Annotated in this window: 28 protein-coding genes; 9 read left to right on the top strand and 19 right to left on the bottom strand. The window is 66.6% G+C overall.

Features of this window, described 5'->3' with window-relative positions; genetic code table 11:
• Position 1: 1 nt before the first annotated feature.
• Positions 2 to 859 carry an NUDIX hydrolase family protein gene (locus ACIDOCELLA78_RS000000105750; RefSeq protein ID WP_201728774.1) on the top strand — a complete coding sequence of 286 codons (858 nt, stop codon included), beginning with the start codon at positions 2 to 4 and terminating at the stop codon, positions 857 to 859.
• Between the two features lie 20 nt (positions 860 to 879).
• Here the strand turns inward: ACIDOCELLA78_RS000000105750 and ACIDOCELLA78_RS000000105745 are convergent, their stop codons facing one another.
• Positions 880 to 1,548 carry a glutathione S-transferase family protein gene (locus tag ACIDOCELLA78_RS000000105745; protein WP_201728773.1) on the bottom strand — a complete coding sequence of 223 codons (669 nt, stop codon included), beginning with the start codon at positions 1,546 to 1,548 and terminating at the stop codon, positions 880 to 882.
• A gap of 125 nt (positions 1,549 to 1,673) precedes the next feature.
• Between ACIDOCELLA78_RS000000105745 and ACIDOCELLA78_RS000000105740 the strand changes: the two genes are divergently transcribed.
• A complete protein-coding gene (locus tag ACIDOCELLA78_RS000000105740; RefSeq protein WP_201728772.1) occupies positions 1,674 to 2,930 on the top strand; it encodes a molybdopterin-dependent oxidoreductase in 1,257 nt (418 codons plus the stop codon).
• A 116-nt stretch (positions 2,931 to 3,046) separates the two neighbouring features.
• Entirely contained in the window at positions 3,047 to 3,394 is a 348-nt protein-coding gene (locus ACIDOCELLA78_RS000000105735) for a sulfite--cytochrome C oxidoreductase subunit B (protein WP_201728771.1), read from the top strand.
• A 6-nt stretch (positions 3,395 to 3,400) separates the two neighbouring features.
• On the opposite strand, the gene ACIDOCELLA78_RS000000105730 is transcribed toward ACIDOCELLA78_RS000000105735, so the two are convergent.
• Positions 3,401 to 5,212, bottom strand: coding sequence for a cation:proton antiporter (locus tag ACIDOCELLA78_RS000000105730; RefSeq protein ID WP_201728770.1), 1,812 nt, complete (start codon positions 5,210 to 5,212; stop codon positions 3,401 to 3,403).
• 181 nt (positions 5,213 to 5,393) lie between these two features.
• Between ACIDOCELLA78_RS000000105730 and gorA the strand changes: the two genes are divergently transcribed.
• The 3 genes from gorA to ACIDOCELLA78_RS000000105715 are packed head-to-tail and all read left to right on the top strand — an operon-like array spanning position 5,394 to position 9,388.
• Complete coding sequence (gene gorA, locus ACIDOCELLA78_RS000000105725) at positions 5,394 to 6,779, top strand: glutathione-disulfide reductase (RefSeq protein WP_201728769.1); 1,386 nt, start codon at positions 5,394 to 5,396, stop codon at positions 6,777 to 6,779.
• Between the two features lie 50 nt (positions 6,780 to 6,829).
• On the top strand, positions 6,830 to 8,236 hold the full coding sequence (locus ACIDOCELLA78_RS000000105720) for a class II 3-deoxy-7-phosphoheptulonate synthase (protein ID WP_201728768.1): 1,407 nt from the start codon (positions 6,830 to 6,832) through the stop codon (positions 8,234 to 8,236).
• Positions 8,237 to 9,388 (top strand): nicotinate phosphoribosyltransferase, encoded by a 1,152-nt coding sequence (locus ACIDOCELLA78_RS000000105715; protein WP_201728767.1) that lies wholly within the window; start codon positions 8,237 to 8,239, stop codon positions 9,386 to 9,388.
• 9 nt (positions 9,389 to 9,397) lie between these two features.
• Here the strand turns inward: ACIDOCELLA78_RS000000105715 and ACIDOCELLA78_RS000000105710 are convergent, their stop codons facing one another.
• Both ACIDOCELLA78_RS000000105710 and ACIDOCELLA78_RS000000105705 read right to left on the bottom strand, forming a co-directional pair.
• Entirely contained in the window at positions 9,398 to 9,793 is a 396-nt protein-coding gene (locus ACIDOCELLA78_RS000000105710) for a YidB family protein (RefSeq protein ID WP_374223256.1), read from the bottom strand.
• 53 nt (positions 9,794 to 9,846) lie between these two features.
• Positions 9,847 to 10,164 carry a hypothetical protein gene (locus ACIDOCELLA78_RS000000105705; RefSeq protein ID WP_201728765.1) on the bottom strand — a complete coding sequence of 106 codons (318 nt, stop codon included), beginning with the start codon at positions 10,162 to 10,164 and terminating at the stop codon, positions 9,847 to 9,849.
• A gap of 190 nt (positions 10,165 to 10,354) precedes the next feature.
• Between ACIDOCELLA78_RS000000105705 and ACIDOCELLA78_RS000000105700 the strand changes: the two genes are divergently transcribed.
• Positions 10,355 to 12,019: an NAD+ synthase gene (locus ACIDOCELLA78_RS000000105700; protein ID WP_201728764.1), complete on the top strand. Its 1,665-nt coding sequence runs from the start codon at positions 10,355 to 10,357 to the stop codon at positions 12,017 to 12,019.
• Here ACIDOCELLA78_RS000000105700 and ACIDOCELLA78_RS000000105695 read toward each other — a convergent pair whose 3' ends face one another.
• Positions 12,020 to 12,346 (bottom strand): hypothetical protein, encoded by a 327-nt coding sequence (locus tag ACIDOCELLA78_RS000000105695; protein ID WP_249675880.1) that lies wholly within the window; start codon positions 12,344 to 12,346, stop codon positions 12,020 to 12,022. It abuts the gene before it with no gap.
• 14 nt (positions 12,347 to 12,360) lie between these two features.
• A complete protein-coding gene (locus ACIDOCELLA78_RS000000105690; protein ID WP_249675878.1) occupies positions 12,361 to 13,056 on the bottom strand; it encodes a Hint domain-containing protein in 696 nt (231 codons plus the stop codon).
• A 141-nt stretch (positions 13,057 to 13,197) separates the two neighbouring features.
• On the opposite strand from ACIDOCELLA78_RS000000105690, the gene ACIDOCELLA78_RS000000105685 reads away from it, so the two are divergent.
• Complete coding sequence (locus tag ACIDOCELLA78_RS000000105685) at positions 13,198 to 13,410, top strand: hypothetical protein (RefSeq protein WP_249675875.1); 213 nt, start codon at positions 13,198 to 13,200, stop codon at positions 13,408 to 13,410.
• Positions 13,411 to 13,946: 536 nt separating this feature from the next.
• Here the strand turns inward: ACIDOCELLA78_RS000000105685 and ACIDOCELLA78_RS000000105680 are convergent.
• The 11 genes from ACIDOCELLA78_RS000000105680 to ACIDOCELLA78_RS000000105630 form a co-directional block, all read right to left on the bottom strand.
• On the bottom strand, positions 13,947 to 14,216 hold the full coding sequence (locus ACIDOCELLA78_RS000000105680; protein WP_174503198.1) for an HU family DNA-binding protein: 270 nt from the start codon (positions 14,214 to 14,216) through the stop codon (positions 13,947 to 13,949).
• Between the two features lie 285 nt (positions 14,217 to 14,501).
• Positions 14,502 to 15,329, bottom strand: coding sequence for an IS5 family transposase (locus ACIDOCELLA78_RS000000105675; protein ID WP_201727504.1), 828 nt, complete (start codon positions 15,327 to 15,329; stop codon positions 14,502 to 14,504).
• A 206-nt stretch (positions 15,330 to 15,535) separates the two neighbouring features.
• Positions 15,536 to 16,030 (bottom strand): DUF4337 family protein, encoded by a 495-nt coding sequence (locus ACIDOCELLA78_RS000000105670; protein WP_249675859.1) that lies wholly within the window; start codon positions 16,028 to 16,030, stop codon positions 15,536 to 15,538.
• A 197-nt stretch (positions 16,031 to 16,227) separates the two neighbouring features.
• The gene (locus ACIDOCELLA78_RS000000105665; protein ID WP_201728762.1) at positions 16,228 to 16,716 is read right to left on the bottom strand and encodes a type II toxin-antitoxin system RatA family toxin; all 489 of its coding nucleotides are present in this window, start codon (positions 16,714 to 16,716) and stop codon (positions 16,228 to 16,230) included.
• 2 nt (positions 16,717 to 16,718) lie between these two features.
• Positions 16,719 to 17,681 (bottom strand): lipoyl synthase, encoded by a 963-nt coding sequence (gene lipA / locus ACIDOCELLA78_RS000000105660; RefSeq protein WP_201728761.1) that lies wholly within the window; start codon positions 17,679 to 17,681, stop codon positions 16,719 to 16,721.
• A 6-nt stretch (positions 17,682 to 17,687) separates the two neighbouring features.
• Positions 17,688 to 19,085, bottom strand: a complete 1,398-nt coding sequence (lpdA, locus tag ACIDOCELLA78_RS000000105655) for a dihydrolipoyl dehydrogenase (protein ID WP_201728760.1) — start codon at positions 19,083 to 19,085, stop codon at positions 17,688 to 17,690.
• A 10-nt stretch (positions 19,086 to 19,095) separates the two neighbouring features.
• On the bottom strand, positions 19,096 to 19,602 hold the full coding sequence (locus tag ACIDOCELLA78_RS000000105650) for a GNAT family N-acetyltransferase (protein ID WP_201728759.1): 507 nt from the start codon (positions 19,600 to 19,602) through the stop codon (positions 19,096 to 19,098).
• Positions 19,599 to 20,888, bottom strand: a complete 1,290-nt coding sequence (locus ACIDOCELLA78_RS000000105645) for a pyruvate dehydrogenase complex dihydrolipoamide acetyltransferase (RefSeq protein WP_201728758.1) — start codon at positions 20,886 to 20,888, stop codon at positions 19,599 to 19,601. Before ACIDOCELLA78_RS000000105645 ends, ACIDOCELLA78_RS000000105650 begins: the two co-directional genes overlap by 4 nt.
• 13 nt (positions 20,889 to 20,901) lie before the next feature.
• Positions 20,902 to 22,254 carry a pyruvate dehydrogenase complex E1 component subunit beta gene (locus tag ACIDOCELLA78_RS000000105640; protein WP_201728757.1) on the bottom strand — a complete coding sequence of 451 codons (1,353 nt, stop codon included), beginning with the start codon at positions 22,252 to 22,254 and terminating at the stop codon, positions 20,902 to 20,904.
• A gap of 2 nt (positions 22,255 to 22,256) precedes the next feature.
• Positions 22,257 to 23,216, bottom strand: coding sequence for a pyruvate dehydrogenase (acetyl-transferring) E1 component subunit alpha (gene pdhA, locus ACIDOCELLA78_RS000000105635; protein ID WP_201728756.1), 960 nt, complete (start codon positions 23,214 to 23,216; stop codon positions 22,257 to 22,259).
• Between the two features lie 288 nt (positions 23,217 to 23,504).
• Entirely contained in the window at positions 23,505 to 23,894 is a 390-nt protein-coding gene (locus ACIDOCELLA78_RS000000105630; RefSeq protein ID WP_201728755.1) for a septum formation initiator family protein, read from the bottom strand.
• Between the two features lie 202 nt (positions 23,895 to 24,096).
• On the opposite strand from ACIDOCELLA78_RS000000105630, the gene ACIDOCELLA78_RS000000105625 reads away from it, so the two are divergent.
• Positions 24,097 to 24,429, top strand: coding sequence for a hypothetical protein (locus tag ACIDOCELLA78_RS000000105625; RefSeq protein WP_249675855.1), 333 nt, complete (start codon positions 24,097 to 24,099; stop codon positions 24,427 to 24,429).
• Here the strand turns inward: ACIDOCELLA78_RS000000105625 and ACIDOCELLA78_RS000000105620 are convergent.
• Positions 24,423 to 24,935 carry a L,D-transpeptidase gene (locus ACIDOCELLA78_RS000000105620; protein WP_201728754.1) on the bottom strand — a complete coding sequence of 171 codons (513 nt, stop codon included), beginning with the start codon at positions 24,933 to 24,935 and terminating at the stop codon, positions 24,423 to 24,425. The genes ACIDOCELLA78_RS000000105625 and ACIDOCELLA78_RS000000105620 overlap by 7 nt on opposite strands.
• A 6-nt stretch (positions 24,936 to 24,941) precedes the next feature.
• A partial coding sequence (gene ribA, locus ACIDOCELLA78_RS000000105615; protein ID WP_249675851.1) for a GTP cyclohydrolase II occupies positions 24,942 to 25,692 on the bottom strand: 751 nt, incomplete at its 5' end.

Genomic DNA, 25,692 nt, shown 5'->3' with positions numbered 1-25,692 from the left:
AATGGCGGGTAGTGCTGAGCAGGTATCGGCGGGATTGCTGGCGCGCATCGCGCAATGCCGCACGGCGGTTCTGCCAGGCCGGCGGATACCGCTGCTGATCGGCGACGCGCCGGTGGGCTATGTCGGGGGCGAACTTGCCGCCGATCTCGCGGGATACGCGCGGGCGCATCCCGCCGGGCTCAGCATTCCCGCGCCCGATGCGGCGCGGCTGAACGCGGTGGCGACCCCGCTCGGCCCGGCGCACGGCTTCCGCACCCGCGGCGAATTGTTCGACGTGCGCAGCCGGATCGACGGCCCGGTGCTCGCGACGCTCGACCGCGGGGCGCTGCCCGCCTTCGGCGTCATCGGCGTCGGCGTCCATCTCAACGGCTATGTCGGCCGGGCGGACGGGCCGCATCTGTGGATCGGCCGGCGGAGCGCGACCAAGAAACTCGATCCCGGCAAGCTCGACAATCTCGTCGGCGGCGGCGTGTCCGCCGGCATGGGCGCCTTCGACACGCTGGCCAAGGAAGCCGCCGAGGAAGCCAGCATCCCCGCCGATGTCATCGCCACGGCGCGCCCCGTCGCCCGGATCGCCTATGACATGGAACGGCCCGAAGGGCTGCGGCGCGACCTGCTGGTCTGCTACGATCTTGAACTTCCCCCCTCGTTCCGCCCCGAGGCGGCGGATGGCGAGGTCGAGTCGTTCATGCTCGTCCCGGCGCGCGAGATGGTGGACATCATCGCCGAAACCGACGAGGTGAAGTTCAACGTCAATCTTGTGCTGATCGATTTCCTGCTCCGCCACGGCGTGCTCGACGATCCGGGCGGACGGCTGCGATCGGCGCTCGCCGCCCATCCCGCGGCCGCCGGAGACTGACGCCCGCCAGCGGGCGGGGATCAGAAATCGAGATCGGCGTAATGCGGCGGCGGCGTGAAGCCGGAAACCCGGTCGTTCAGCAGCGGCCGGAACGCCGGGCGGGATTTGATCCGCGCATACCATTCCCGCGCGGCCGGGTTCACCGACCAGTCGATATCGCCGATGAAATCGAGGGCCGAGAGCTGCGCCGCGGCGGCGAAATCGGCGAGCGAGAGATTGGCGCCGGCCAAATATTTCCGCCGCTCGGCGAGAAAACCGATATGACCGAGATGGGCGCGCAGCGCCGCATAGCCGTCGCGGATTCGCGAGGGGTCGGGCGCGCCGCGCTTGGCCGCCGGCTTCATCACCTTCTCGTACAGCAGGTTGCGCGACACTTCGGTGGCGAAACGCTCGTCGAACCAGGCGGTGACGGCGCGAATCTCGGCGCGTTCGGCAAGGGTGCGCCCGATCAGCGAAATATCCGGATAGGCCTCGTCGAGATATTCGCAGATGGCATTCGAGTGCGGCACCACCAGCCCGTTTTCCTCGACCAGGGTGGGCACCGTGCCGGCCGGGTTCATCGCCAGATATTCCGGCCGGCGTTCCCAGGTCTTTTCCAGCTTGAGTTCGAAGGGCAGCCGCTTCTCGGCCAGAACGAGCCGGACCTTGCGGGCATAGGGCGAAAGCGGGAGGTGATGGAGAATGCGCATGCAGGCCGGTTATCGCAGGACCGCCACGCCGTGCAAGGCCGCTGCCGCGCCGGGGCGAAAATTACAATTCCGTCGCGCAACGGATACAAACATGGCCCAAGCTCGCTGCATCGGGGAGATTGATGATGAGCGAGACAAACACGGGCGCACCTGCGCCCCGGCCTATCCATCCATCGCGCCGGGCGGCGCTTGCCGGCGGGGCTGCCATTGCCGGGCTAGCCGCCCTGCCCCGCACTACGCGGGCCGCGACCGTCACCCTGCCTTTCGACAATGGCGAACGGCCGCTGGTGCCGGCCGGAACCTTTCCGCAGAAGGGCGAGATGATCCTCCAGCGCACGCGCCCGCCGCTGCTGGAAACGCCGTTCGCCGTGTTCGGCGACCATCTCTACACGCCGAACGACCTCGCTTTCGTGCGCTGGCATCTGGGCGATGTACCGACCTCGGTCGATCCCGCCACCTACCGGCTGCGGATCGGCGGCGCGGTGAGGCGGCCCTACGAGCTCACGCTCGAGGAGCTGGTGCGCGGCTTCCCCCATCGCCGCCTCGCCGCGGTGAACCAGTGCGCCGGCAACAGCCGCGGGCTCATCGAGCCGCGGGTGCCCGGCGCCCAGTGGGGCAACGGCGCGATGTTCAACGCGATCTGGACCGGCGTGCCCCTGCGCGCGCTGCTCGCCCGCGCCGGGCTCAGCCCGAAAGCGACGCATGTCGCGTTCCGCAGCCTGGAGTCGGGCGGCATCTTCCCGCCCGATGCGCAGTTCGAAAAGGCGCTGCCACTCCGCCGGGCGAATGACGGCGTCACCATGGTCGCCTTCCGCATGAACGGCGCCTACCTGCCGCTGCTCAACGGCTATCCGCTGCGCCTCGTCGTGCCCGGCTGGTTCTCGACCTACTGGATGAAGATGCTCACCGAGATCGAGGTGCTCGAACATCCCTCGACCGATTTCTGGATGGCCAAGGCCTATCGCATCCCCGACCGGCAGGATGGCGGGATGCGCCCGGGCGAGACCGGCGTGAAGATGGTCCCGATCGGGCCGATGCGCCCGCGCAGCTTCTTCACCGGCATCGCCAACGGCGCCCGCGTGCCGACGACGGCGGCACTCACGCTGCGCGGCTTCGGCTTCGGCGGCGATGCCGCGCTCCGCGCGATCGACATCTCGACCGATGCCGGCGCGAGCTGGCGCCCGGCAACACTCGGGCCGGATCATGGCCCCTATGGCTTCCGCGAATGGCACGCCGTCACCCGGTTTCCCAAAGCCGGGGACTACCGGCTGATGGTGCGGGCGCGCAACGCCGCCAGCCGGATGCAGCCGATGCGCGCGGTGTGGAACCCCGGCGGCTATCTCTACAACCCTGTCGAACATGTCGACGTCGTGGCCGGTTAGAGCGTCATCCGAGCGGATGGAGGCATCTGATCGGATAAATGTTCTTTATTTATCAATATTTTAGAGCACGATATCCGATCCGGATGGATCGGCAACTGCTCTAAAGGAGACCGCTGATGATCCGTCCGCTCCCCCTCCTGCTCGGCGCCGCGATCGGCCTTGTCGCCTGTGCCGCCGCCGCGCGCGCCGCCGCACCGGCGGACACCGCCGCCGGTTTCGCCACACGCACGGTCGACCTGCCCTCGCCCGGCGCGATGTTCTCGGGCTCGGGGGCCGAAACCCTGAACCGCGACTGCACGATGTGCCACTCCGCCGGGTTCATCGACCGTCAGCCGCCACTTCCGGCCGCAACCTGGAGGGCGGAGGTGACGAAAATGAAGGCGATCTTCGGCGCGCCCTATGCCGAGGCCGACATTCCGGCAATCGTCGATGCCCTGGTGGCGCGGCAGCAGGCCGCGAAATAGCCCGGCTCAGCCGCTGCGGTCCGCCTCGAAGAGGGACTGCAACTCGGCGACACTCTGCTCGATGCTGGCGACCACGCGCGACGGGTCGCCGGCAAAGCCCAGCGTTTCGGTGAGCAGCGCCTCGTCCCGCGCCCGGAACGTGCCGATGGTGCGCACCACCTCCTCGGCCGGAATCCCGAGTTCGCGCAGCGCGCGCTCACCGAGTTCAAGGCTCGATGCGAAGGTTTCGCGCACGATGTGCTCGACGCCGCGATCCATCAGCAGCTGCGCGTGGCGGCGGTTGCGCGCCCGGGCCAGGATGGTCAGATGCGGCAGGTGGCGGCGCGCGAGATCGGCGACCCGCAGCGCCGCCTCAGGATCGTCGAGTGCGATGACGAGCAGCTTCGCATTGCCCGCCCCGGCGGCGCGCAGCACGGTCAGCCGCGCCGGATCGCCGAAATAGGCGCGCGCGCCGAAGCGGCGGACGAAGGCGACATGATCGGCATTCTGGTCGAGGGCGACGAAGGGAATCCGCCGCACCGAGAGCAGCCGGCCGACGATCTGGCCGACCCGGCCGAAACCGCAGATCAGCACCGGCACCGCCACCCCCTCCTCGATCGGGGTGGAGGGCGGCGCCTGGCGGCGGGCGATGCGCGGCATGATCCAGCGCTCGATGCCGGCGAAGCCGAGCGGAACCACGAGCATCGAGAGCGCGACCGTGAGCGTCGCAAGGCCAGACTGCGCCGGGCTCAGCACCCCGGCGCCGACGGCGGCGGCGAACACCACGAAGCTGAACTCGCTGCCCTCCGGCAGCGCCACGGCGAAACGCAGCGCGGTGGCCACGTTGCGGCGCTTGATGAACGCAACGGCGAAGCCCACCGCCGTCTTCACCGCCAGCAGCACGGCCACGGAAGCGATGATCCGCAAAGGTTCCACGTGAAACAATGACACATCGACCGACATGCCGACCGAGATGAAGAAGAAGCCGAGCAGCAGACCCTCGAACGGCTCGATATCGGCCTGGATGGCGTGGCGGAATTCCGAGTCGGAGAGCAGCGCGCCGGCCATGAAGGCGCCGAGCGAGGCGGACAGCCCGGCCCAGTGGGCGAGCGCCGCGGTGCCGACGACGATCAGCAGCGTCATCGCCGTGAACACCTCCGGGGTGCGAGCGCCGCCGATCAGGCGGAAAATCCGGTCGGCGAGCACCATCCCGCCGAACAGGATCGCCGCCACCGCCAGCGTCGCCCGCCCCACCGCGAGCCAGGGCACATGATCGGCGAAACGCGCCGCGACATCCGCCGGCGCCGCCCCCGCGGCGATGTGACCCGCCAGCGTGTTGCCGACGAGCAGCGGTACCAGCGCGACGAGGGGGATGAACGCCATGTCCTGGAACAGCAAGACCGCGAAAGCATCGCGGCCGGACGCGGCGCCGAGCAGGTTCCGCTCGTTCAGCATCGGCAGCACGATCGCGGTGGAGGAGAGCGACAGGCCGAGCCCGATCACGGTCGCCGCCGGCCAGCCGAGCCCGGCGAGATGGGCCAGCGCCGCGAGGATCGCCGCACTCGGGATCATGTGGCCAAGGCCGAGACCGAGAATGGTCTTGCGCAGGATCCAGAGCCGGTGAGGGCGGATTTCCAGCCCGATCAGGAAGAGCAGCATGGTCACGCCGAACTCGGATACGCTGCGGATCTGCGACACGCCGGTGACGAGGCGCAGCCCGGCCGGGCCGATGACGAGCCCGGCGAACAGATACCCCACGATGCTGCCCACCCCGAGGCGGCGCGCCAGCGGAACCATGACGACCGTGGCCGCGAGCAGGGCGACGAGGGTGATGATCATTGTGCCAGAGTCCCCGAAACAGGCATGGGCGCGGCGCACGGGCCGAACCGGCGCAACCCTGCCACCGGCGGGCGCGCCCGCCAACTGGCGCGATCGATGCCGGATCGGCTTTCCGTTTCCTTCCCCTGCCAATCATGCGACAACCCCCCGGACTGGAAGTCGGCAAGACGGGGTTGTCCGGATGAATCACGATTTTGATCTCTTTGTCATTGGCGGCGGCTCGGCGGGCGTGCGGCTCGCGCGGATCGCGGCGGGGCACGGCGCGCGCGTCGGCATCGCCGAGGACCGGCACTGGGGCGGCACCTGCGTCAATATCGGCTGCGTGCCGAAAAAGCTGATGGTGATGGCAGCGGAATACGGGCTCGGCGCCGCCGATGCCCGCGGCTTCGGCTGGGACATGCGCGCCGTCGCGCATGACTGGCCCGGCTTCATCGCCGCCAAGGACCGCGAGATCGGCCGGCTGAACGGCGCCTATACCGGGCTGCTGGAGCGCGCGGGCGCGAAAATCTTCAATGCGCGGGCGCGGTTTCTCGGCCCGCACACGCTGATGGTGGGCGAGCATCACGTCACCGCCGACCGGATCGCGATCGCGACCGGCGGCCAGCCGGTCCGTCTCGACATTCCCGGCGCGGAACTCGCGATCGTCTCGGACGACGCCTTCCACCTGCCGGCGCGGCCGGAGCACGTGGTGATGGTGGGCGGCGGTTATATCGCGGTCGAGTTCGCAGGAATCTTTGCCGGTCTGGGCTCGAAGGTGGACATCGCCTACCGCCAGCCGCTGCCGCTGCGCGGGTTCGACCCCGACCTGCGGGCGGGGCTGGCCGAGGCGCTGGCAGCGAACGGCATCGGCGTGCATCACGGCGTGGCCCCGGTGCGGATCGAGGCGGCCGGCGCGCGCAGGCGGCTGCATTTGTCGAACGGGCATGTGATCGAGGCGGATTGCGTGTTTCTCGCCACCGGACGAGCGCCGAACGTGGCCGGACTCGGCCTCGACAAGGCCGGGGTGACGGCCGGGCCCGGCGGCGCCATCCCGATCGACGACGCCTATCGCACGAACGTGCCGCATATTTTCGCGCTCGGCGACGTGACCGACCGGCTCAACCTCACCCCGGTCGCCACCGCCGAGGGCCATGCGTTGGCCGACACGCTGTTCGGCAACCGGCCGCGCCGCATTTCCCTGGCCAACGTGCCGAGCGCGGTCTTCTCGATCCCGCCGCTGGCCAGCGTCGGCGTGACCGAGGACGAGGCGCCGGAGGGAGCGAAAGTGTTCGTCGCCCGGTTCACCCCCATGCGCCATACGCTGAGCAGCCGCGCGCGCAAGACGATGATGAAACTGATCGTCGATGCAGAATCCGACCGCGTGCTCGGCGCCCACATGCTCGGCGAGGATGCGGCGGAGATCATGCAGGGGCTCGCCGTGGCGATCACCGCCGGAGCGACCAAGGCGGATTTCGACGGCACGATCGGCATCCATCCGACAGCGGCGGAGGAATTCGTCACCCTGCGGAGCGCGACGCGGCGTGTCGATCGCGGCGGCGAATCGGCGAAGACGCGGGCAGCGGAGTAGCGCGCGGCCCCGGTTTTGGCCTATGAGGTCGCTTCTCCAAGGAGATCGCCATGAACGACGCTGATACGACGATGCATGATCCGGCGGGCTGGAGCCCGGAATCCTGGCGGGCGAAACCGATCAGGCAGGTGCCGACCTATCCCGACACGGACAGGCTCGCCGCGACGGAAGCCCGGCTGCACGGCTATCCGCCGCTCGTCTTCGCCGGCGAGGCGCGCCGCCTCAAGGCCTCGCTCGCGCTGGCGGCCGAGGGCAAGGCGTTCATCCTGCAGGGCGGCGACTGCGCCGAGAGCTTCGGCGACTTCACCGCCAACGTGATCCGCGACACGTTCCGCGTGCTGCTGCAAATGGCGGTGGTGCTCACCTTCGGCGGATCGGTGCCGGTGGTGAAGCTCGGCCGCATGGCTGGCCAGTTCGCCAAGCCGCGCAGCTCGGACAGCGAGACGATCGACGGCGTCACCCTGCCCTCCTATCGTGGCGACATCATCAACGGGCCGGACTTCACCGCCGAAGCCCGCATTCCCGACCCGGCGCGGATGGAGTTCGGCTACTTCCAGTCAGCCGGCACGCTCAACCTGCTGCGCGCCTTCGCCTCGGGCGGCTATGCCGACCTGCACCAGGTGCATCGCTGGAACCTCGATTTCGTCCGCCGCTCGCCGCTCGCCGAGCGCTATCGCGACCTCGCGGCGCGGATCGACGAGACGCTGCAATTCATGGCGGCCTGCGGCATGACCAGCCAGTCCACCCCGCAGATCCACGAAACCGAGTTCTACACCAGCCACGAGGCGCTGCTGCTGCCCTACGAGCAGGCGCTGACCCGCGTCGATTCCACGACCGGCGATCACTACGCCTGTTCGGCGCATTTCCTCTGGATCGGCGACCGCACCCGCCAGCTCGACGGCGCGCATGTCGAGTTCATGCGCGGCGTGAAGAACCCGATCGGCATGAAGGTCGGCCCGAGCATGGACGAAGACGACATGCTGCGGCTCATCGAGCGGCTCGATCCGGCGAACGAGGCCGGGCGGTTGACGCTGATCGCGCGGATGGGGTCCGAACAGGTCGCGGCGAAGCTGCCGCGGCTGGTCCGGGCGACGAAGCGCGAGGGCCGCAAGGTGGCCTGGCAGTGCGACCCGATGCACGGCAACACGATCACCACCTCGGGCAAGGTGAAAACCCGCCGCTTCGATGCGATCCTGTCGGAAGTGCGCGGCTTTTTCGACATCCACGAGGCCGAGGGAACGACGCCGGCCGGCGTTCACGTCGAGATGACCGGGCGGGACGTGACCGAATGCGTCGGCGGCGCGCGGCAGCTTTCCGAGGCCGATCTCGGCGCGCGGTACGAAACGTTCTGCGACCCGCGGCTGAATGCCGAGCAGTCGCTCGAACTCGCCTTCCTCATCGCGGCGGAACTCAAGACCCGCCGCGCCCCCCGCGGCGCCTCGATCGCCGCCGAGTAAATGACCCGCGCCGCACGCCGGGCGTTGCCGCGCCCCGATCTCGACGCCGGGATTGCGGCGCAGACCGACGCCTATTTCAACCGGACCCGGGCGATCGTCGCCCGGTTCGGCGATGCGCGGGTCACATACGCGCTGTTCATGCGCCGCCCCGTCGTCTCCGCGCCGATGCTGATGCTGCGCTGGCTCGACGAGGTGATGGAAGCCCGCGGCGAGCGGATCGAGGTCGAACTCGCCCGGCCCGAGGGATCATGGGTCGGCGCCGGCGAGCCGATCGTCTATATCACCGGCAGTTTCGTCGCGCTGGTCGATCTCGAGACGATCCTGCTGCAGAAGCTCGGCCCGGCCTGTGTCGCCGCGCATAACGCCTATCAGATGTGCGCCGCCCTGCCGAAGGCGGCGTTTCTGGCCATGGAGGCGCGCCATTGCGCGGGCGCCGAAATGGAAGAGATGATGGCCTATGCGGCCGCGGTCGGCTCCCGCGCCGCGCGGGCCGAAGGAGCGCGGGGCTTCATCGGCAACGCGACCGACGCCACCGCGCATTATTTCGGCGCGCCCCATGGCTACGGCACCATGCCCCATGCCCTGATCGGCTATGCCGGCGGCACCGTGCGGGCGGCCGAGATGTTCCATGAAACCTTTCCGGACTCGGATCTCACGGTGCTGACCGATTATTTCGGCCGCGAGGTGACCGACGCGCTCGCCGTCTGCCGGCGATTTTCCGAACTCGCCGATGCCGGCCGGCTGTCGATCCGGCTCGACACCCATGGCGGTCGCTTCCTCGAAGGGCTCGACCCGCAGGAGAGCTACGCGGTGATGGAGCGCCACGCGCCGGGCGCGATTCGCCGCTACCGCAGCCATAACGAGCTGCGCTACCTGATCGGCACAGGCGTTTCCGCCGCCGCGATCTGGCGGCTGCGCGAAGTTCTGGACGATGCCGGCTTCGTCCGCGTGAAGATCGTCGCCTCGTCAGGCTTCGGCGTCGAGAAATGCAGCGTGATGGCGGATGCGCACGTGCCGGTCGACATCGTCGGCACGGGCAGCTTCATTCCCGAGACCTGGAGCGAAACCTACGCAACGGCGGATGTCGTCGCCTATGACGGCGAGCCGCGGGTCAAGATCGGTCGCGAGTTCCTGCTCCGCGAACGGGGCTGAACGGGCGGTTCAGCCCGCGGAACCGTCGTCGGCCGTATCGTCGGCGGATGGTGTCTGGCTTACCGCGGCGGGCAGATGATCGGCGACGAGCTGGGCCGCGGCCGCGGTGTCGATCCCGAAATGCGCCGCGATCTTTTCCACCAGCGGATTGCCGAGCGCCTGCTGCACCTCGGCCGCGCTGACCGGCATGTTGTCACTGGTTCCGAGCCATGAGGCGAGATGGGCGCCGAGTCCTCCCTGTTCGAGGCTTTGCGTGATGTCTGACAGGTTGATGCCGCTCCCCTCGAGCGCGCCCATCAGCCCGTTGCCCGACCCGCCACCGGCAAGACTGCCGACCAGACCGGAAATCCCGTCGAAAAGCCCCATTGCATGCCCTCCCGATGAAATGCAGCCGGAGCGTGGCATACGTTCCGGCTGCGGATCAAGCTCTCCCGATCCGAAGGATCAGGATCGGATCGTCACTTCTTCGCGGCGTGAAGGTGATGCTCGACGGCAACCGTCTCGCAGACATAGGCGCCGTGCTTGGTCTTGCCGAAATATTTCGACTTGTCGGTGTGGAAAACCTTGCTGCCGCGCGCGTGCCAGACCACCGCGCCGTGGCAGGCCGCCTTGGCTTCGCTGAGCGTCTTGTAGCCCGGCATGGCGGCGACATGGTGCTTCATCGCCATCGCTTCATGGGCCTTCTTGGTGGAGGCCTGGGCGGTACCCGCTGCGGTCATGGTGAAGGCGAGCGCGAGCGCGGGAATGGTGGCGCGCAGGATCGTGCCGATGGTCATGGGAGAACTCTCCGATACAAGGTTGTTTGTTGACAAGAGGTTGCCGCTTGTCGCGCCGAAGCGATCTGTGCCGCTTCCGCGTGACAGGTGAATTAACTTCGAGTTGGGGCCAAATCATGGCAATTTGGAAACAATTCGTCACAAAGAGTCATGCGATGACGGAGACGGAAAAACCGCCTATTTTGCGGGAATGACCGATACACTGTCTCTTGCCATCGCCCAGCTCAACCCGCATGTCGGCGCGATCGACCGCAATCTCGCCGCCATCCGCGCCGCGCGGGCCGAGGCCGCGGCGCGCGGCGCCGACCTGCTGGTGACCCCCGAACTCGGCCTCGCCGGCTATCCGCCGGAAGACCTCGTCCTGAAGCCGGCCTTCGTCGCCGCCTGCGAGGCGGCGGTGAACGAGCTCGCGCGCGATACCGAGGATGGCGGGCCGGGCATCATCGTCGGGCTGCCGTGGCAAACGGCGGAGGGGCTGCACAACGCCGCCTTCGTGCTGGATGGCGGGCGCATCGTCGCCCGGCGCGCCAAGCACGAACTGCCGAATTACGGCGTGTTCGACGAGAAGCGGATTTTCACCCCCGGCCCCGCGCCGGGCCCGGTGGCCTTTCGCGGGTTTCGCCTCGGCGTGATGATCTGCGAGGATTGGTGGCTCCCGGCGGTCCCGGAAACATTGGCGGAAACCGGCGCCGAGCTGCTTGTCTCGATCAATGGCTCGCCCTTCGAGGATGGCAAGCTCGGCGTGCGGCTGCAACTCGGGTTGCGGCGGGTGGTGGAAACCGGCCTGCCCTTCGTTTTCGCCGCGATGACCGGCGGGCAGGATGAAATCGTCTTCGATGGCGCGTCCTTCGCGCTGAATGCCGATCGCTCGCTGGCGCTGCGGATGCCGCATTTTCAGGAGGCCATCGAAACGCTGGTCTGGCGACGCACCGGCCAGGGCCTCGTCGCCGAACCGCGGCCGCTGCCGCCCGAGCCGGAAAGACTCGATCTCGTCTACCGGGCGATGGTGCGGGGCCTCGCCGATTATGTGAACAAGAACGGATTTCCCGGCGTCATTCTCGGCCTCTCCGGGGGGATCGACAGCGCGCTTTCGGCGGCCGTGGCGGTTGACGCGCTGGGGCCGGAGCGGGTGCGCGCGGTGATGATGCCCAGCCAGTATACCAGCGCGCACAGCCTGGAGGACGCGGACCAATGTGCGAGGCTGCTCAACATACGCTGCGACACGGTGCCCATCGGCGGCGCGACGGCGGCCTTCGCCACCGTGCTGGAGCCGCTTTACGACGGGCGGCCGCCCGATATCACGGAGGAAAACATCCAGTCCCGCGCCCGCGGGCTGATCCTCATGGCGCTGTCCAACAAGCTGGGCCATATGGTGCTGACGACGGGCAACAAGTCCGAAATGTCGGTGGGCTATGCCACGCTCTATGGCGACATGTGCGGCGGGTATTCGGTGCTGAAGGATGTCTACAAGAGTACCGTCTTCGCGCTGTCGCACTGGCGCAACGCCAACCACCCGGCGGGCGGCCTCGGCCCCGCCGGGCCCGTGATGCCCGAGCGGGTGATCACCAAGCCCCCCTCGGCCGAATTGCGCGAGAACCAGACCGATCAGGACAGCCTGCCGCCCTACGACGTGCTCGATGCGGTGCTGGAGGGGCTGGTTGAAGGCGAAAAATCGATCGACCAGCTGGTGGACGCCGGTCACGATCGGGCCACCGTCGCCCGGGTCTGGAAACTGCTGGACAGGGCGGAATACAAACGCCGGCAGGCTCCGCCCGGGGTCAAGATCACCGCGCGCGCCTTTGGCCGCGACCGGCGCTATCCGATCACCAACGGCTTCACCCGGCTGATCGGCTGATCAGCCATACGCTCCGGGGCGCACATCTTGCGCCAGGGGATAGACCGTCTTTCCGGCAAGGCGCACCAGCAGCGTGGTGGCGCCGGCGGTGAGCGTTGCCGGAACCAGCGCGCTGCCATTCGTCCACCGGCACGCGGTTTCGAGAGCATGCCAGCCCGCGGCCAGAAGCGGACTATCGAGCGGCACGGCTTCAGCCTTGCCCTGGCTGACCGTAAAGAGCTGCGCCACGCCAAGGCCGAGGATTCGCCGATCTTCCGCATCGGGGTGGAGTTCGGCCGGCACCACGACGTTGGAGACGAGCAGGATATCGGCCGGTTCCGCGGGCAATTCGACCGCGTAGGTCAGGCTGTCCAGGAGCGAAACGGGGAGGGCCTGGCCATTGGCCAGCGCGCGCACCCCGGATCACTGGTGACGCCGCGGGTGGGAAGCCGGGAATCGATTCTCGCACGGATCGCCGCGAGAATGGGGCCGGTCTGGACGAGCGGCGCGCAACCGCGGGCCTCGCGCGGCGACCCGCCGGCTTCGCCCGCGCGCTCGCCATCGCCGTCCGCACTCTCGAACAGCCGCCGATTGCCAGTGTCGAGATACGACTCGGCGGCCAGACCTTCGGCGAGCAGAATGTCATGCGTTTCAAGCTCGATATGATAATAGGTCAAATGACGCCGGCGTTCCTGCGCGATCGATCGGCCATTGACCAGCGCCTTCGCCGGAACCAGGCAACCGTCGAGATATACGGCGTGATCGGGCGAGAGATAGAGGTTCCGCTCGGGCAGGCCATCGGCAAAAGCGCCACGGTCGATCCGCACCGGCCAGACGGCGTGCGGTTGCGCGTGATCCTCCGCGTCGAGATTGCGCCTGCCAACCCAGCGCACCGCCCGCATCGCGCCGGATCGGGTGATGAGCCGGTCGCCGCGGTTCATGGTTTCAACCGGAATGTCGCCATGCAGGCCCAGAATCCGCGTCCCCTCCAGAAAGCCCAGCGTTCCGTCAACGCCCGCGGCCGGTTCGCGAGGAGGATCGGGCAGATCATCAGGCACCGAAACCGCGGCAACAGGCATAAAATCCGCCACGTTGACAGGGCCAGAGCCCGGCCCGGCCGAAGCCGCCTCGCCCTGCGTTCCGGCCGGCGGCGGCGGGAGTGCGGGCGCGATGGGGCCGCGCTGTTGCGGGCGACCCGCTTGGCCTTCGCCCGGGTCCTTGTCATCGACAAACGACCCGGTCGCGACCGGGCAATGGGGTTCAAGCACCGACATCAGAAGTTCGTCGGCATATTCAAGTGCTGCTGGCATGCCGAGATCGGTGTCGATTGCGCCGACAATCCTGATGGGGTCCACCTCGGCGGAACGGAGATCGAGAATCTCGATTCCGCAACGCTCCGCGCTGCGGAATGAATACCTTGTGCCCGCCGGGGGCTCCGGCGGATTCGTGCCCAATCTCTCTGACCCAGCCATGCTCTTCTCCCGCCGGCATTCAGACTCGTAGCAGCACGAGATGAAGGCCGGGTTAATCTCAAAAACTGATACAATTTTTTAATTTTCTCATTTTTGTAATTGTTAATTATTATATTATTTTTTTCAAAGCTTTGCAAATTTACTTTTTTTTGTTTATAAATTTTTGAATATTCTGGATTTATCAGAAAAACATGAAATCAATTCTTATTTGATTAAATGTGCGTAAAGTTATGGTTCATGTAAAGAATCAATTTCAAAAAAGAAAAAGCGGCCCAGTTTCATGGACCGCCTTGCTGAGAAAAAAATATTATTTTTATTGGTATTTTGTCGCCATGGCCGAACCGACCGGTCAGACGATGATATTAGACCGGGCTCGCATCCACCGGGATCGGGTCTCGTGGTCTATCATCTTGATAATCAGAGAGCATTTGTCCGACCGGATCACACCACCCGACCGGATGATGCACGCGGGAACGTCAGACCAGTTTCTTCAAGGTCGGAGACGCCTTGAAACGGACGGTCTTCCCGGCCTTCACCTTGATCTCCTCGCCCGTGCGCGGGTTCACGCCCTTGCGGGCCTTGGTCTTGCGGACCGTGAACGTCCCGAAGCTCGGCAGGGTAAATTTGCCGTTTTTCTTGAGTTCCTTGACGATGGCTTCAATCAGGTCCGTGGCAGCGCGGTTGGCTGCAACGCCGGTGATCTCGGCTGAACCCTGAATAACCTCGGCGATAAACGCTTTCGACATGGTCGAAGCCTCTTTCCTGTCTAAGATCGGCTTTCGAGCCGATGCCGGCCTTTCCGGCGGTTGGACAATCTGTCGGTACGGCCAACAACGAATCGGCCGGGCGCGATTTTTGTAGCGATTCGGTGCATTTTTCAACACTCGAAAACGCATTTGGGCGATTTTTGGCTTCTGGCGCCGCTTTTAAACAAAGATGAGCGCTCGGAAATCAATAAACCATGTTATTTAAGAATATAATCGCCGATATATACGGAAATTCTTAGAGCCCGAATCTGAATGGTAGTGCGACTATCGGTGACGGGCGATTTTTCGTGTGAGCAGGCGGATATGGGCGAGGAAGAGCCATGCGGTGGCGCTGGTAACGGTGGCCTCGAAATCCCTTGCGAGACGTCGGCATCTGCCGAGCCAGGCGAAGGTTCTTTCTACCACCCAGCGCCGCGGCAGGAGTTCAAACCCGCTCGCGGCGTCGGAGCGCTTTACGATCTGTATGGTCCATTTGCCGATTTTGGCGAGGCGTCCATTGAGTTTAGGACCGGCATAACCGCCGTCAGCGAATATGTGCCGCAACCAGGGATACAGGGATTTGACGGATTTGAGCACGTCGGGCGCCCCGTCGCGGTCCTGAATACCGGCATGATGAACGACGGCACCGACGAGGTGGCCGATTGTATCTGTGATGATGTGGCGCTTGCGGCCCTTGATCTTCTTTCCGGCATCGAACCCGCGCGGCCCGCCGGCTTCGGTGGTCTTGACCGACTGACTGTCGATCACACCGGCTGTGGGCGAAGCCTCGCGTCCGGCCATTTCCCGCGCCTGCATGACTAGGACGTGATTGATGCGATCGAACGTGCCGTCACGACAGAAGCGGTAGAAATACCCCTGCACGGTGGTGAACGGAGCGAATTCCTTCGGGATCTGGCGCCACTGACAGCCGGTTGCCAGCATGTAGAAGATGGCCTCCACAATCCTTCGAAGCGCCACCCTTCGGGGTCGGCCTCGATGCTGCGGAGCGGGCATGAACGGCTCGATCATGGCCCATTCAGCGTCGGTGAGGTCGCTTGCGTAGCGCAATCCGGCCCGGCAATATCGTCGCCGAGCGATTTCAGTCCAGGTCATCGTGTCTCCGTCCGTCTTCGCAAACGAACTGAATCACAACTTACTGAAATCGCTCAACTATCTTTTTCGGTCCGGCTCTTAGACAAAATCGTCCACCATCCGCAGCCCGTGCACCATCCGATCCATCGGGATCGAACCGTGCTCTCGGCCAACCCCTCAAAATCCCGGGCCGATCACCCGCGCATGCCGCCGCGACAGGCGCCGGCTTAGATGAAAGCCATGACGACGACACCGCCGAGGAAGGATATTCCGCCCAAAAGGGCGGCAACGAGCCCAAACGCGGTCACCTCCGTCACCACGGAAACCGATGCCAGCACGATCGCAATCTGCAAGAGACCGACCACGACTTCCAGCTGATGATAGCGTTCGAGCTGATGGTCGCGCACCTCGGCCTGGCGTTCCGCCTGCGCCCGCAGCTGCGCCTTGCCCTCTCCACCATCGGGGTCGGATGCCTCGTGCTCGGCCCGCGCCTCTGCGGCCCGGGCGGCTTGCGTCACACCAGGGTCGGGGGATCGCAACGAAAGCGCTTTCAGAACCTGGGCCTGGGCGGTCGCGATATCGGCCTTGATCGCCTTGGCCTGGTAGAAAGACCATGTGTCGTTCACCGCGATCTGCTTGGCGATATAGTCATTCTGCGCCGATTTTTCCCCCATCTCGCAAATCGCGAGCCCCGCCGCGAGAATGCCGATGAGCAGCGCCATGCGCCGCGCATGAAGGTTTTCGGGATGTTCGCGCAGGTGCTTGTGCCGCTCGAGGCTATCGGTCGCCGTTTCAATACCGTCCATGCTTCCACCATTGTCTCCGGCCGGGCACCAGCACCCGCGGCCGCATCAGAGCACCTTCCGGTCCATCCGATCGGATGATGCTCTATCCTAAAGCATCGCTCACGAAAACGGGATCAGCTCTTGGCGGGAAGGATCAGCCCGGACCCGGCGTCTGAGGCGGGCGCGGGCACAGGCGTTCCATAAACGTCGCGCGCCCGCTTGAGGAAAGCGGCGACCATCCGGCGCACCGCCTCGGCGAACACCGCGCCGATGGCCTTTTGCAGAATGAGGCTGCGGAACTCGAAATCCACATAGAAATCGATCATCGTGCCGCGCTCGTCCGGCAGGAATCGCCACTCGTTGCGCAAATATCGGAAAGGCCCGTTCTCGTAGCGGACATGGATATGCTCGGGCGCGTTCAGCATCACGCGGGAGGTGAAACTCTCGCGGAACGGACCGAAGCCAATGGTGAGATCGGCCAGCATTTCATCGCCGCGCTGCGAGCGGACGCGCGCACCGATGCACCAGGGCAGGAATTGCGGATATTTCCCCACATCAGCCACCAGATCGAACATCTGGCCGGGCTGGTAGAGAACCAGTTTCCGCTCCGTGTAGCGCGGCATGCTCAGGCCGCGCGCCGGGCGGCCCGGGCTTCGCGCAGGGCGGCGAAATCGGCATCCGCGTGATAGGAGGAGCGGGTCAGCGGCGTCGCCGAAACCATCAGGAACCCCTTGGCGCGGGCCATGGCGGCAAGTTCGGCGAACTCGTCCGGCGTGACGAACCGGTCGACCGCGGCGTGCTTGACCGTCGGCTGGAGATACTGGCCGATGGTGAGGAAATCCACATCGGCGACGCGCAGATCGTCCATCACCTGGCCGATCTCGCTGCGGTCCTCGCCCAGCCCGGCCATCAGACCGGATTTGGTGAAGATGCCGGGGTCGAGCTGCTTCACCCGGTCGAGCAGGCGGAGCGACTGGTAATAGCGCGCCCCAGGGCGGATCATGGGGTAAAGCCGCGGCACGGTTTCGAGATTGTGGTTGAACACGTCCGGCCGGGCGGCGACCACCACCTCCAGCGCGCCGGGCTTGCGCAGGAAATCCGGGGTGAGAATCTCGATCGTGGTGGCGGGCGCCGCGGCGCGGATCGCGCCGATCACCGCCGCGAAATGCGCCGCGCCGCCATCATCGAGATCGTCGCGGTCGACCGAGGTGATCACGACATGCTGCAAGCCCAGCCGGGCCACGGCATCGGCCACGCGCGCCGGCTCATCGGCGGCGAGCGGCGCCGGCTGGCCGGTGGTGACGTTGCAGAAGGCGCAGGCGCGGGTGCAGATCTCGCCCATGATCATCATGGTCGCGTGACGCTGCGACCAGCATTCGCCGATATTCGGGCAGGCCGCCTCCTCGCACACCGTCACCAGCTTGGCCTCGCGCATCAGCGCGCGGGTCTCGTGATAGACGGGGTGATTGGGCGCCTTCACCCTGATCCAGGCGGGTTTCCGCTGGATCGGATTATCCGGCCGGTGCTGCTTTTCCGGGTGGCGGGGCTTGCCGCCCCCGGCATTCCGGTGATCGATCTCGACGCGCATGATGGATCAGAAGTGGATGACCTGCCCATAGGCGTCAAGCACCGATTCATGCATCGCTTCACTGATCGTGGGGTGGGGGAAGACGGTGTGCATCAGTTCAGCCTCGGTGGTTTCGAGCTGCCGGGCGACGACATAGCCCTGGATCATCTCGGTCACCTCGGCGCCGGCCATGTGCGCACCCAGCAACTCGCCGGTCTCGGCGTCGAACACGGTCTTGATCATGCCCTCGGGTTCGCCCATGGCGATCGCCTTGCCGTTGCCGATGAAGGGGAACCGGCCGACCTTGACCTTGCGGCCGGCTTCCTTCGCCTTCGCCTCCGTCATGCCGACCGAGGCGACCTGCGGGCGGCAATAGGTGCAGCCGGGGATGTTCCAGGTCTCGAACGGATGCGGCTTCAGCCCCGCGATATGCTCGATGCAGACCACACCCTCGTGGCTGGCCTTGTGGGCGAGCCAGGGCGGGCCGGTGAGATCGCCGATCGCGTAGATGCCCTCGACGCCGGTGCGGCCGAAACCATCGACCACCACATGCGTGCGCTCGACCTTCACGCCGGCCTGCTCAAGGCCGAGATTTTCGACATTGCCGACGATGCCGACCGCGGAGATCACCCGCTCGGCGGTGATTTTCTGCGCCTTTCCGCCGGCCTCGACGGTGACGGTCACGCTGTCCTTGCCCTTCTCGACACCCTTCACGCTCGCGCCAACGAGCAGCTTCATGCCCTGTTTCTCGAACTGCTTGTGCATGAAGGCCGAGATTTCCTCATCCTCCACCGGCAGGATGCGCGGCAGCGCCTCGATCACCGTCACCTCCGCCCCCATGTTGCGGTAGAAGCTTGCGAACTCGATGCCGATCGCGCCGGAGCCGATCACCACCAAGGATTTCGGCATGATGTCGGGCACCATCGCCTCGCGATACGACCAGATGAACTTGCCGTCCGGCTCGATGCCGGGCAGGGCGCGGGCGCGGGCACCGGTGGCGAGGATGATGTGCTTCGCCTTCAGGGTGGCGACCGGCTTGCCGTCCTTCTCGACCGCGAGCGTCCCCTTGCCGGCGAGCCTGCCGGTGCCGTCGAACACCGTCACCTTGTTCTTCCTGAGCAGATGGCTGACGCCGGAGGACAGCTGCTTCGCCACCCCGCGCGAACGCTTCACCACCTTGTCGAGATCGAACTTCACGTTCTCGGCGGAGAAGCCGTATTCGGGCAGGGTGTGAAGCAGATGATTGATCTCGGAGGAGCGAAGCAGCGCCTTGGTCGGAATGCAGCCCCAGTTCAGGCAAATCCCGCCAAGGTTCTCGCGCTCGACCAGGGCCACCTTCAGCTTGAGCTGCGCGCCGCGGATCGCGGTCACATAGCCGCCGGGGCCGCCGCCCACCACCACCACGTCGAAACTCTGATCGGTCATTGTTCTGCTCCTATGCGGCAAGGGCGGCGAGGGCCTCGCCCTTCAGACGGTAGCGCGTCCACTGGTCGATCGGGACGGCGCCGAGGGATTGATAGAAATCGATGGCGGGGCGGTTCCAGTCGAGCACCGACCATTCGAGCCGGGCGCAGCCGAGCCGGACCGCCTCGCGCGCGAGATGGCGCAGCAGGGCGCGACCGATGCCCCGCCCCCGCGCCGCGGGCAGGACGAACAGGTCTTCGAGATAGAGCCCGGCCCGGCCGGTCCAGGTCGAGAAGCTGGTGAAGAACAGCGCGAAGCCGGCGACCGCGCCATCGGCCTCGGCCAGCACGGCGCGGGCGAGAGGCTGCGCGCCGAACAGCGCCTCGTGCAGCATCGGCGCCGTCATCTCGACCTCGTGCGGCGCCTTTTCATAGTCGGCGAGCGCATGAACAAGATCGAGCAGCACGGCAATGTCGGCCGGTGAAGCGGGGCGAAGCGTTACCGCCGCCGCCGCGACTCCGGCCGAATGGTCGCTCAAAGCATCAGCCCCAGCGGCTGTTCGACGATGGCCTTGAACGCCGCGAGGAATTCGGCGCCCACCGCGCCATCCACCACGCGGTGATCGCAGGAGAGCGTGACGGTCATCATTGTGGCGATGGCGATCTGCTCGCCCTTCACCACCGGCCGCTTCTCGCCGGCGCCGATGGCGAGAATGCCGCCCTGCGGCGGGTTGATGATCGCCGAGAACGAGCTGATCCCATACATGCCGAGATTGGAGATCGAGAACGAACCGCCCTGGAACTCGTCCGGCTTCAGCTTGCCGGCCTTGGCGCGGGCGGCGAGATCCTTCATCTCGTTGCTGATCGCGGCCAGCCCCTTCTGGTCCGCCTTGCGGATGATCGGTGTGATCAACCCGTCCGGGATCGCGACGGCAACCGAAATGTCCACGTCGTGATAGCGGATCATCGCCTCCTCGGTGAACGAGGCGTTGGCCGCCGGAACGCGGCGCAGCGCCACGGCGACCGCCTTGATGATCAGGTCGTTGACCGAGAGCTTGAACGCGCCCGGCCCGTCTTTCGGCGATTGCGCGTTGAGGTCGGCGCGCAGCTTGAGCAGCGCGTCGAGGTCCACATCCATCGACAGATAGAAATGCGGAATGGTCTGCTTCGCGGTCTGCAGCCGCTTCGCGATCACCTTGCGCATCGAGGAATGCGGGATGGCATCGTGCGGCGCGGTGATCGGCGCGGCCGGCGCGGCGGCGGCGGGCGCCGGCGCGGCGGCCTTCGGTGCCGGTGCCGGCGCCGGTGCCGCGGTCGCCGGGGCCTTGCCGCGGGCGGCGTCGATATCCGCCTTGACGATCCGCCCATTCGGGCCGCTGCCTTGCAACGAGGCGAGGTCGATTCCCGCCTGCTGCGCCATGCGGCGGGCGAGCGGCGAGGCGAAGACGCGCTCGCCGTGGCCGGTTCTCCCTTCCACCGGCGCGGCCACGGGCGCGGCAGCCGGGGCGGACGTTGCCGGCGCTTCAGGTGCTGCGGCGGCTTTCGGCGCGGGGGCGGCGGGCGCATTGTCGGGCACATTCTCGCCAGGCTCGACGAGAATGGCGATCGGCGCGTTCACCGCGACATTCTCGGTCCCGGCCGCGACGAGGATCTTGCCGAGAACGCCCTCGTCCACGGCCTCGACCTCCATCGTCGCCTTGTCGGTCTCGATCTCGGCGATGACGTCGCCGGCCTTGATCGTCTCGCCTTCCTTCTTGAGCCAGCGCGCCAGCGTGCCTTCCGTCATGGTGGGCGAGAGCGCCGGCATCAGGATGTTCGTGGCCATGTTCGCGCCTCCCTCAGAACAGTTTCTTGACGGCGCCGACGACCCAGTCCGGCTGGGGCAGCGCGAGCTTTTCGAGATTGGCGGCGTAGGGCATCGGCACGTCGAGCCCGGCGACGCGGGTCGGCGGCGCGTCCAGCCAGTCGAACGCGTGCTCGGTGATCTGCATCGCGATCTCGGCGCCGATGCCGGCGAAGGGCCAGCCTTCCTCGACCGAGACGACGCGGTTGGTCTTCTTCACCGAGGCCACGATGGTCTCGATGTCGAGCGGACGGATCGTGCGCAGGTTGATCACCTCGGCCGAAATGCCATGCTGGTCCAGCGCCTCGGCCGCCTTGAGCGCGACATCGACCATCAGCGAGAAGGCGACGATGGTGACATCCTCACCCACGCGCTCGACCTTGGCTTTGCCGATCGGCAGGATGAAGTCATCATCGGTCGGGCACTGGTGCTTGTGGCCGTAGAGAATCTCGTTTTCGAGGAAGATGACCGGGTTCGGATCGCGGATCGCGGCGCGGAGCAGGCCCTTGGCATCCGCCGCCGACCACGGTGCGACGACCTTCAGGCCCGGGCAATGCGCATACCACGAGGCGTAGCACTGGCTGTGCTGCGCGGCGACGCGGGCGGCAGCACCATTTGGCCCGCGAAAGACGATGGGACAGCCCATCTGCCCGCCGGACATGTAGAGCGTCTTCGCCGCCGAGTTGATGATCTGGTCGATCGCCTGCATGGCGAAGTTGAAGGTCATGAACTCGACGATCGGCTTGAGGCCGGACATCGCCGCCCCCACCGCCATGCCGGTGAAGCCGTGCTCGGTGATTGGCGTGTCGATCACGCGTTTCGCGCCGAACTCGTCGAGCAACCCCTGGCTGATCTTGTAGGCGCCCTGATACTGGGCAACCTCCTCACCCATCAGGAACACGTCGGCATCGCGCCGCATCTCGGCCGCCATCGCATCGCGCAACGCCTCGCGGACGGTGATCTCCTGCGTCGGGCCCCAATCCGTCTCGGCGGCCGGCGCAATCTCGGCGGGCGGCGCCTTCGGCGCGGCGGCGGGCTGGTGCGCGGGCGCCGCCTGCGGCGCCGGGGCGGGGACCGGAGCGGCGGCCGGGGCGCCGGCTTTCTCGCCATGCGCGCCGAGCACGGCGATCGGCGTGTTCACGGCGACGTTTTCCGTCCCCTCATCGACGAGAATCCCGAGCAGTTCGCCCTCGTCCACCGCCTCGACCTCCATCGTCGCCTTGTCGGTCTCGATCTCGGCCAGAACGTCGCCGGCCTTGACCTGGTCGCCGACCTTCTTCAGCCATCTGGCGAGCTTGCCCTCGGTCATCGTCGGCGACAGCGCGGGCATCAGAACGTCCGTGGTCATGCTCAGCCCTCCACCATCACATCGGTCCAGAGTTCGGATTCATCGGGTTCGGGGCTCTGCTGCGCGAAATCGGCGGCATCCTGCACCCGCTTCTTGATGTCGTCGTCGATCGATTTGAACATTTCGTCGGTCACCCCCAGCGCCTCGAGCGCCTTGCGGGCGAGATCGATGCAATCGTGCTCGGTCCGCATCTTCTGCACCTCCTCGCGGGTGCGGTATTTCGCGGGGTCGGACATCGAGTGGCCGCGATAGCGATAGGTCTTCATCTCCAGCAGGAACGGGCCATTGCCGGCCCGGCAATGCGCGACCGCCTGCTCGCCGGCCTCCTTGACGGCCTGAACGTCCATGCCATCGACCTGCAGGCCCGGAATGCTCCAGGGCGAACCGTTCTGGCTGAGATCGCGCGAGGCCGACGCGCGCTCGACGCTGGTACCCATGCCGTAGCGGTTGTTCTCGATGATGAAGATCACCGGCAGCTTCATCAGCGCCGCGAGGTTGAAGCTCTCGAACACCTGCCCCTGGTTCGAGGCGCCCTCGCCGAAATAGGTCAGGCAGACCCGGTCATTGCCGCGATAGTGATTGGCGAAGGCGAGGCCGGCGCCAAGCGAAACCTGCGCGCCGACGATGCCGTGCCCGCCGAAGAAGCCCTTCTCCTTCGAGAACATGTGCATCGAGCCGCCCTTGCCCCTGGAATAGCCGCCGGCGCGGCCGGTCAGCTCGGCCATAACGCCTTTCGGGTCCATGTCGCAGGCGATCATGTGGCCGTGATCGCGATATGAGGTGATGACCTGATCCCCCGGCTCGATCGCCATCTGCATGCCGGTCACCACCGCTTCCTGCCCGATATAGAGATGGCAGAACCCGCCGATCAGCCCCATGCCGTAGAGCTGCCCGGCCTTTTCCTCGAACCGGCGGATCAGCAGCATCTTCCCGTAGGCGGCGAGCAACTCGTCCCGGTCCATCGCCGGCTGTCTCTGGCTGGTCCGCCTGCGGGCGGCTGGCTGGGCTTTTGCGCCTGTCGGTCTGGTACGGCTGGCCACGATCATTCCCCTCCGTCGGTTGATGGTTTCTCCATGCGTCGGATCGGCCGATCAAAGCAAGCGGGAATTGAAAATTCAATGATGTTGCAACGCAATATTCAAGTTAACCAGAAAGCAGTTAATGTCTTGCCTCCGCAAGGCGCAATGGCGCGGCGGGCGCCATTCACGCCCTTGACGCAAGGCAGCACGACCCTGCGCGCGCGGTAACGTTTACGGATGCTTTCCCTGCCGGGCGGCGGGCTGCGCGGCGCCGGCCGGGCCGGACGCGGCCGGAACCGCGGCGCCCGCCGCGCCATTGGCCGCTTGCTTGCCGAGCGGCACCGCGAGATCGCCGGGATCGGCCAGGTTGAGAACCGCCCTCGCCTGCTCGTTGAGCATGTCCGGCGCGATGGCATGGTGACGCAGCGCGTTCACCCGCGCCTGCCAGCGGTCGCGCCGGATCGCGACATCGTGCAGCGCCTGCCGGTCCTGCGCCAGTACCGCCTGGTCTCGGCGCTGGGCGACGATGCCGCGCGAGCCGTTGATGGCGTTGAAGACAAAATACGCCGTCACGGCGAGAAACAGGAACGGCAACACAAGCCCGCGCAGGCGCCGCTTCATCGCGGTCTCCGGACAGGGCGGAACATCGGCTGCAACATGCTCACGCCCCCTGCATGCCCGCGCGCCGGGGGGTTTCGCAAGAGGCTTTGCCGGCATGGGCCGGGTATGAAAATTTTGTAAGCCATAATTCGCCCTGAAATCAGCCGTCTCGGCGCCATCATACAATGGTGTCTGGCGGATCGAGACGACAGGAGATTCTGACATGAACGCTCGAAGCACAGGATCGGCGAAATGGCTGGGCCGGATGATCGCGGCAGCCATGGTGGCCGGACTCGGCCTCGCGGCAACCGGTGCGACGGCCTATGCCGACCCGCCCTGGCACCACGACGGCGGCGACCGCGGCGGCTGGCATCACCGCGACTGGCATCACCAAGACTGGCATCATGAGGACGACGATGGCTGGCGCGGCGGATATGCCTATGCGCCGCCGCCGGCCTATTACCCGCCGCCGCCGGTCTATTACGCGCCGCCGCCGCCGGTTTATGTCGGCCCGCCGAGCGTGTCCTTCGGCGTGAACATCCCCCTCGGTCACTGAACCATGATCGCCCGCAAACCGGCCTTCAGCATCGCCTGAAGGTCGGGCAAGGCGAGGGCGATGCACCCCTCGGTCGGCGACCAGTCCGCCCGCGCGACATGCAGGAAAATCGCCGATCCCGCGCCGCGCACCACCGGATCGTCGTTCCATCCGAGCACGCCGACGACATCATACACCCCGTCCTCCCGCCAGAGCGCCTCGTGGCGCGCCGGGTGCGGCCGGCGGATCAGGCGGTTGTAGTCGGGATGCGCGGGATCGTCGCACCAGCCATCATCGGGCGCCAGCGGTTCGCGCGGCACCGCGCAGGCGGGCGATGCCAGCCGGTCGGCCCGGTAGAGCACCCGGCGGAGCGGCAGCAGGCCGCGCGGTGTCGCGCCATCGCCCTCGCGCTTGAGCGCGGCGATGCCACCGCAGCCAAGGGCGGCACGGCAGCGCAGCCCCGCGGCCGGGAGGAGAATCGTCCCGTCCGCCAGCACAATCGCAGTTGTCTCGTCGGGCCCGGCCATCGCCGCCTAGTCCAGCAAGTGGCCGAAGCGACGCGCCTTTGTCTGCAGATAGGCGTCGTTCACCCCGTTCGGCGCGATGACATGCGGCGTCCGCTCGACGACATCGACGCCACACGCGGCAAGCCCCGCCACCTTGTCCGGGTTGTTGGTCAGCAGGCGGATATGGTCGAGGTCGAGTTCCGCGAGCATCGCGGCCGCGATATGGAAATTCCGCTCATCCGCCTGCCAGCCAAGCGCACGGTTGGCATCGAGCGTGTCGAGGCCGCGATCCTGCAGCGTATAGGCCCGCAGCTTGTTGATCAGCCCGATCCCCCGCCCCTCCTGCGCGAGATACAGCACGACGCCGCCCCCCTCCTCCGCCATCCGCCGGATCGCGCCCCTGAGCTGCGGCCCGCAGTCGCACCGCAGCGAACCCAGCAGGTCGCCGGTAAAGCACTCGGAATGGACCCGCACGAGCGGCGCGGCCTGGGCGCGCGGATCGCCGATCAGGATCGCCATATGCTCGATCCCCTGATCGAGCGCGCGGAAGGCGACGAGCCGCGCATCGGGCGCATCGTCGAGCGGCACCGCGACCTCGGCGACACGATGCAGCGTCGCGGCCACATTGGTGTTGTAGCCGAGCAGGTCCGCCGCCGGAACGGCGAGCAGGCCGCCGCCAAGCGGCAGCGACGCCCAGCCCGGCCGCACCGGTGCCGCGATCATCGCCGGCAGCAGGCGGGCGAGCTTGCCAAGGGCGAGGGCGGCATCGGCCAGAGGC

The sequence above is a fragment of the Acidocella sp. C78 genome (assembly GCF_907164655.1).
This window is presented reverse-complemented; position numbering and strand designations above follow the sequence as displayed.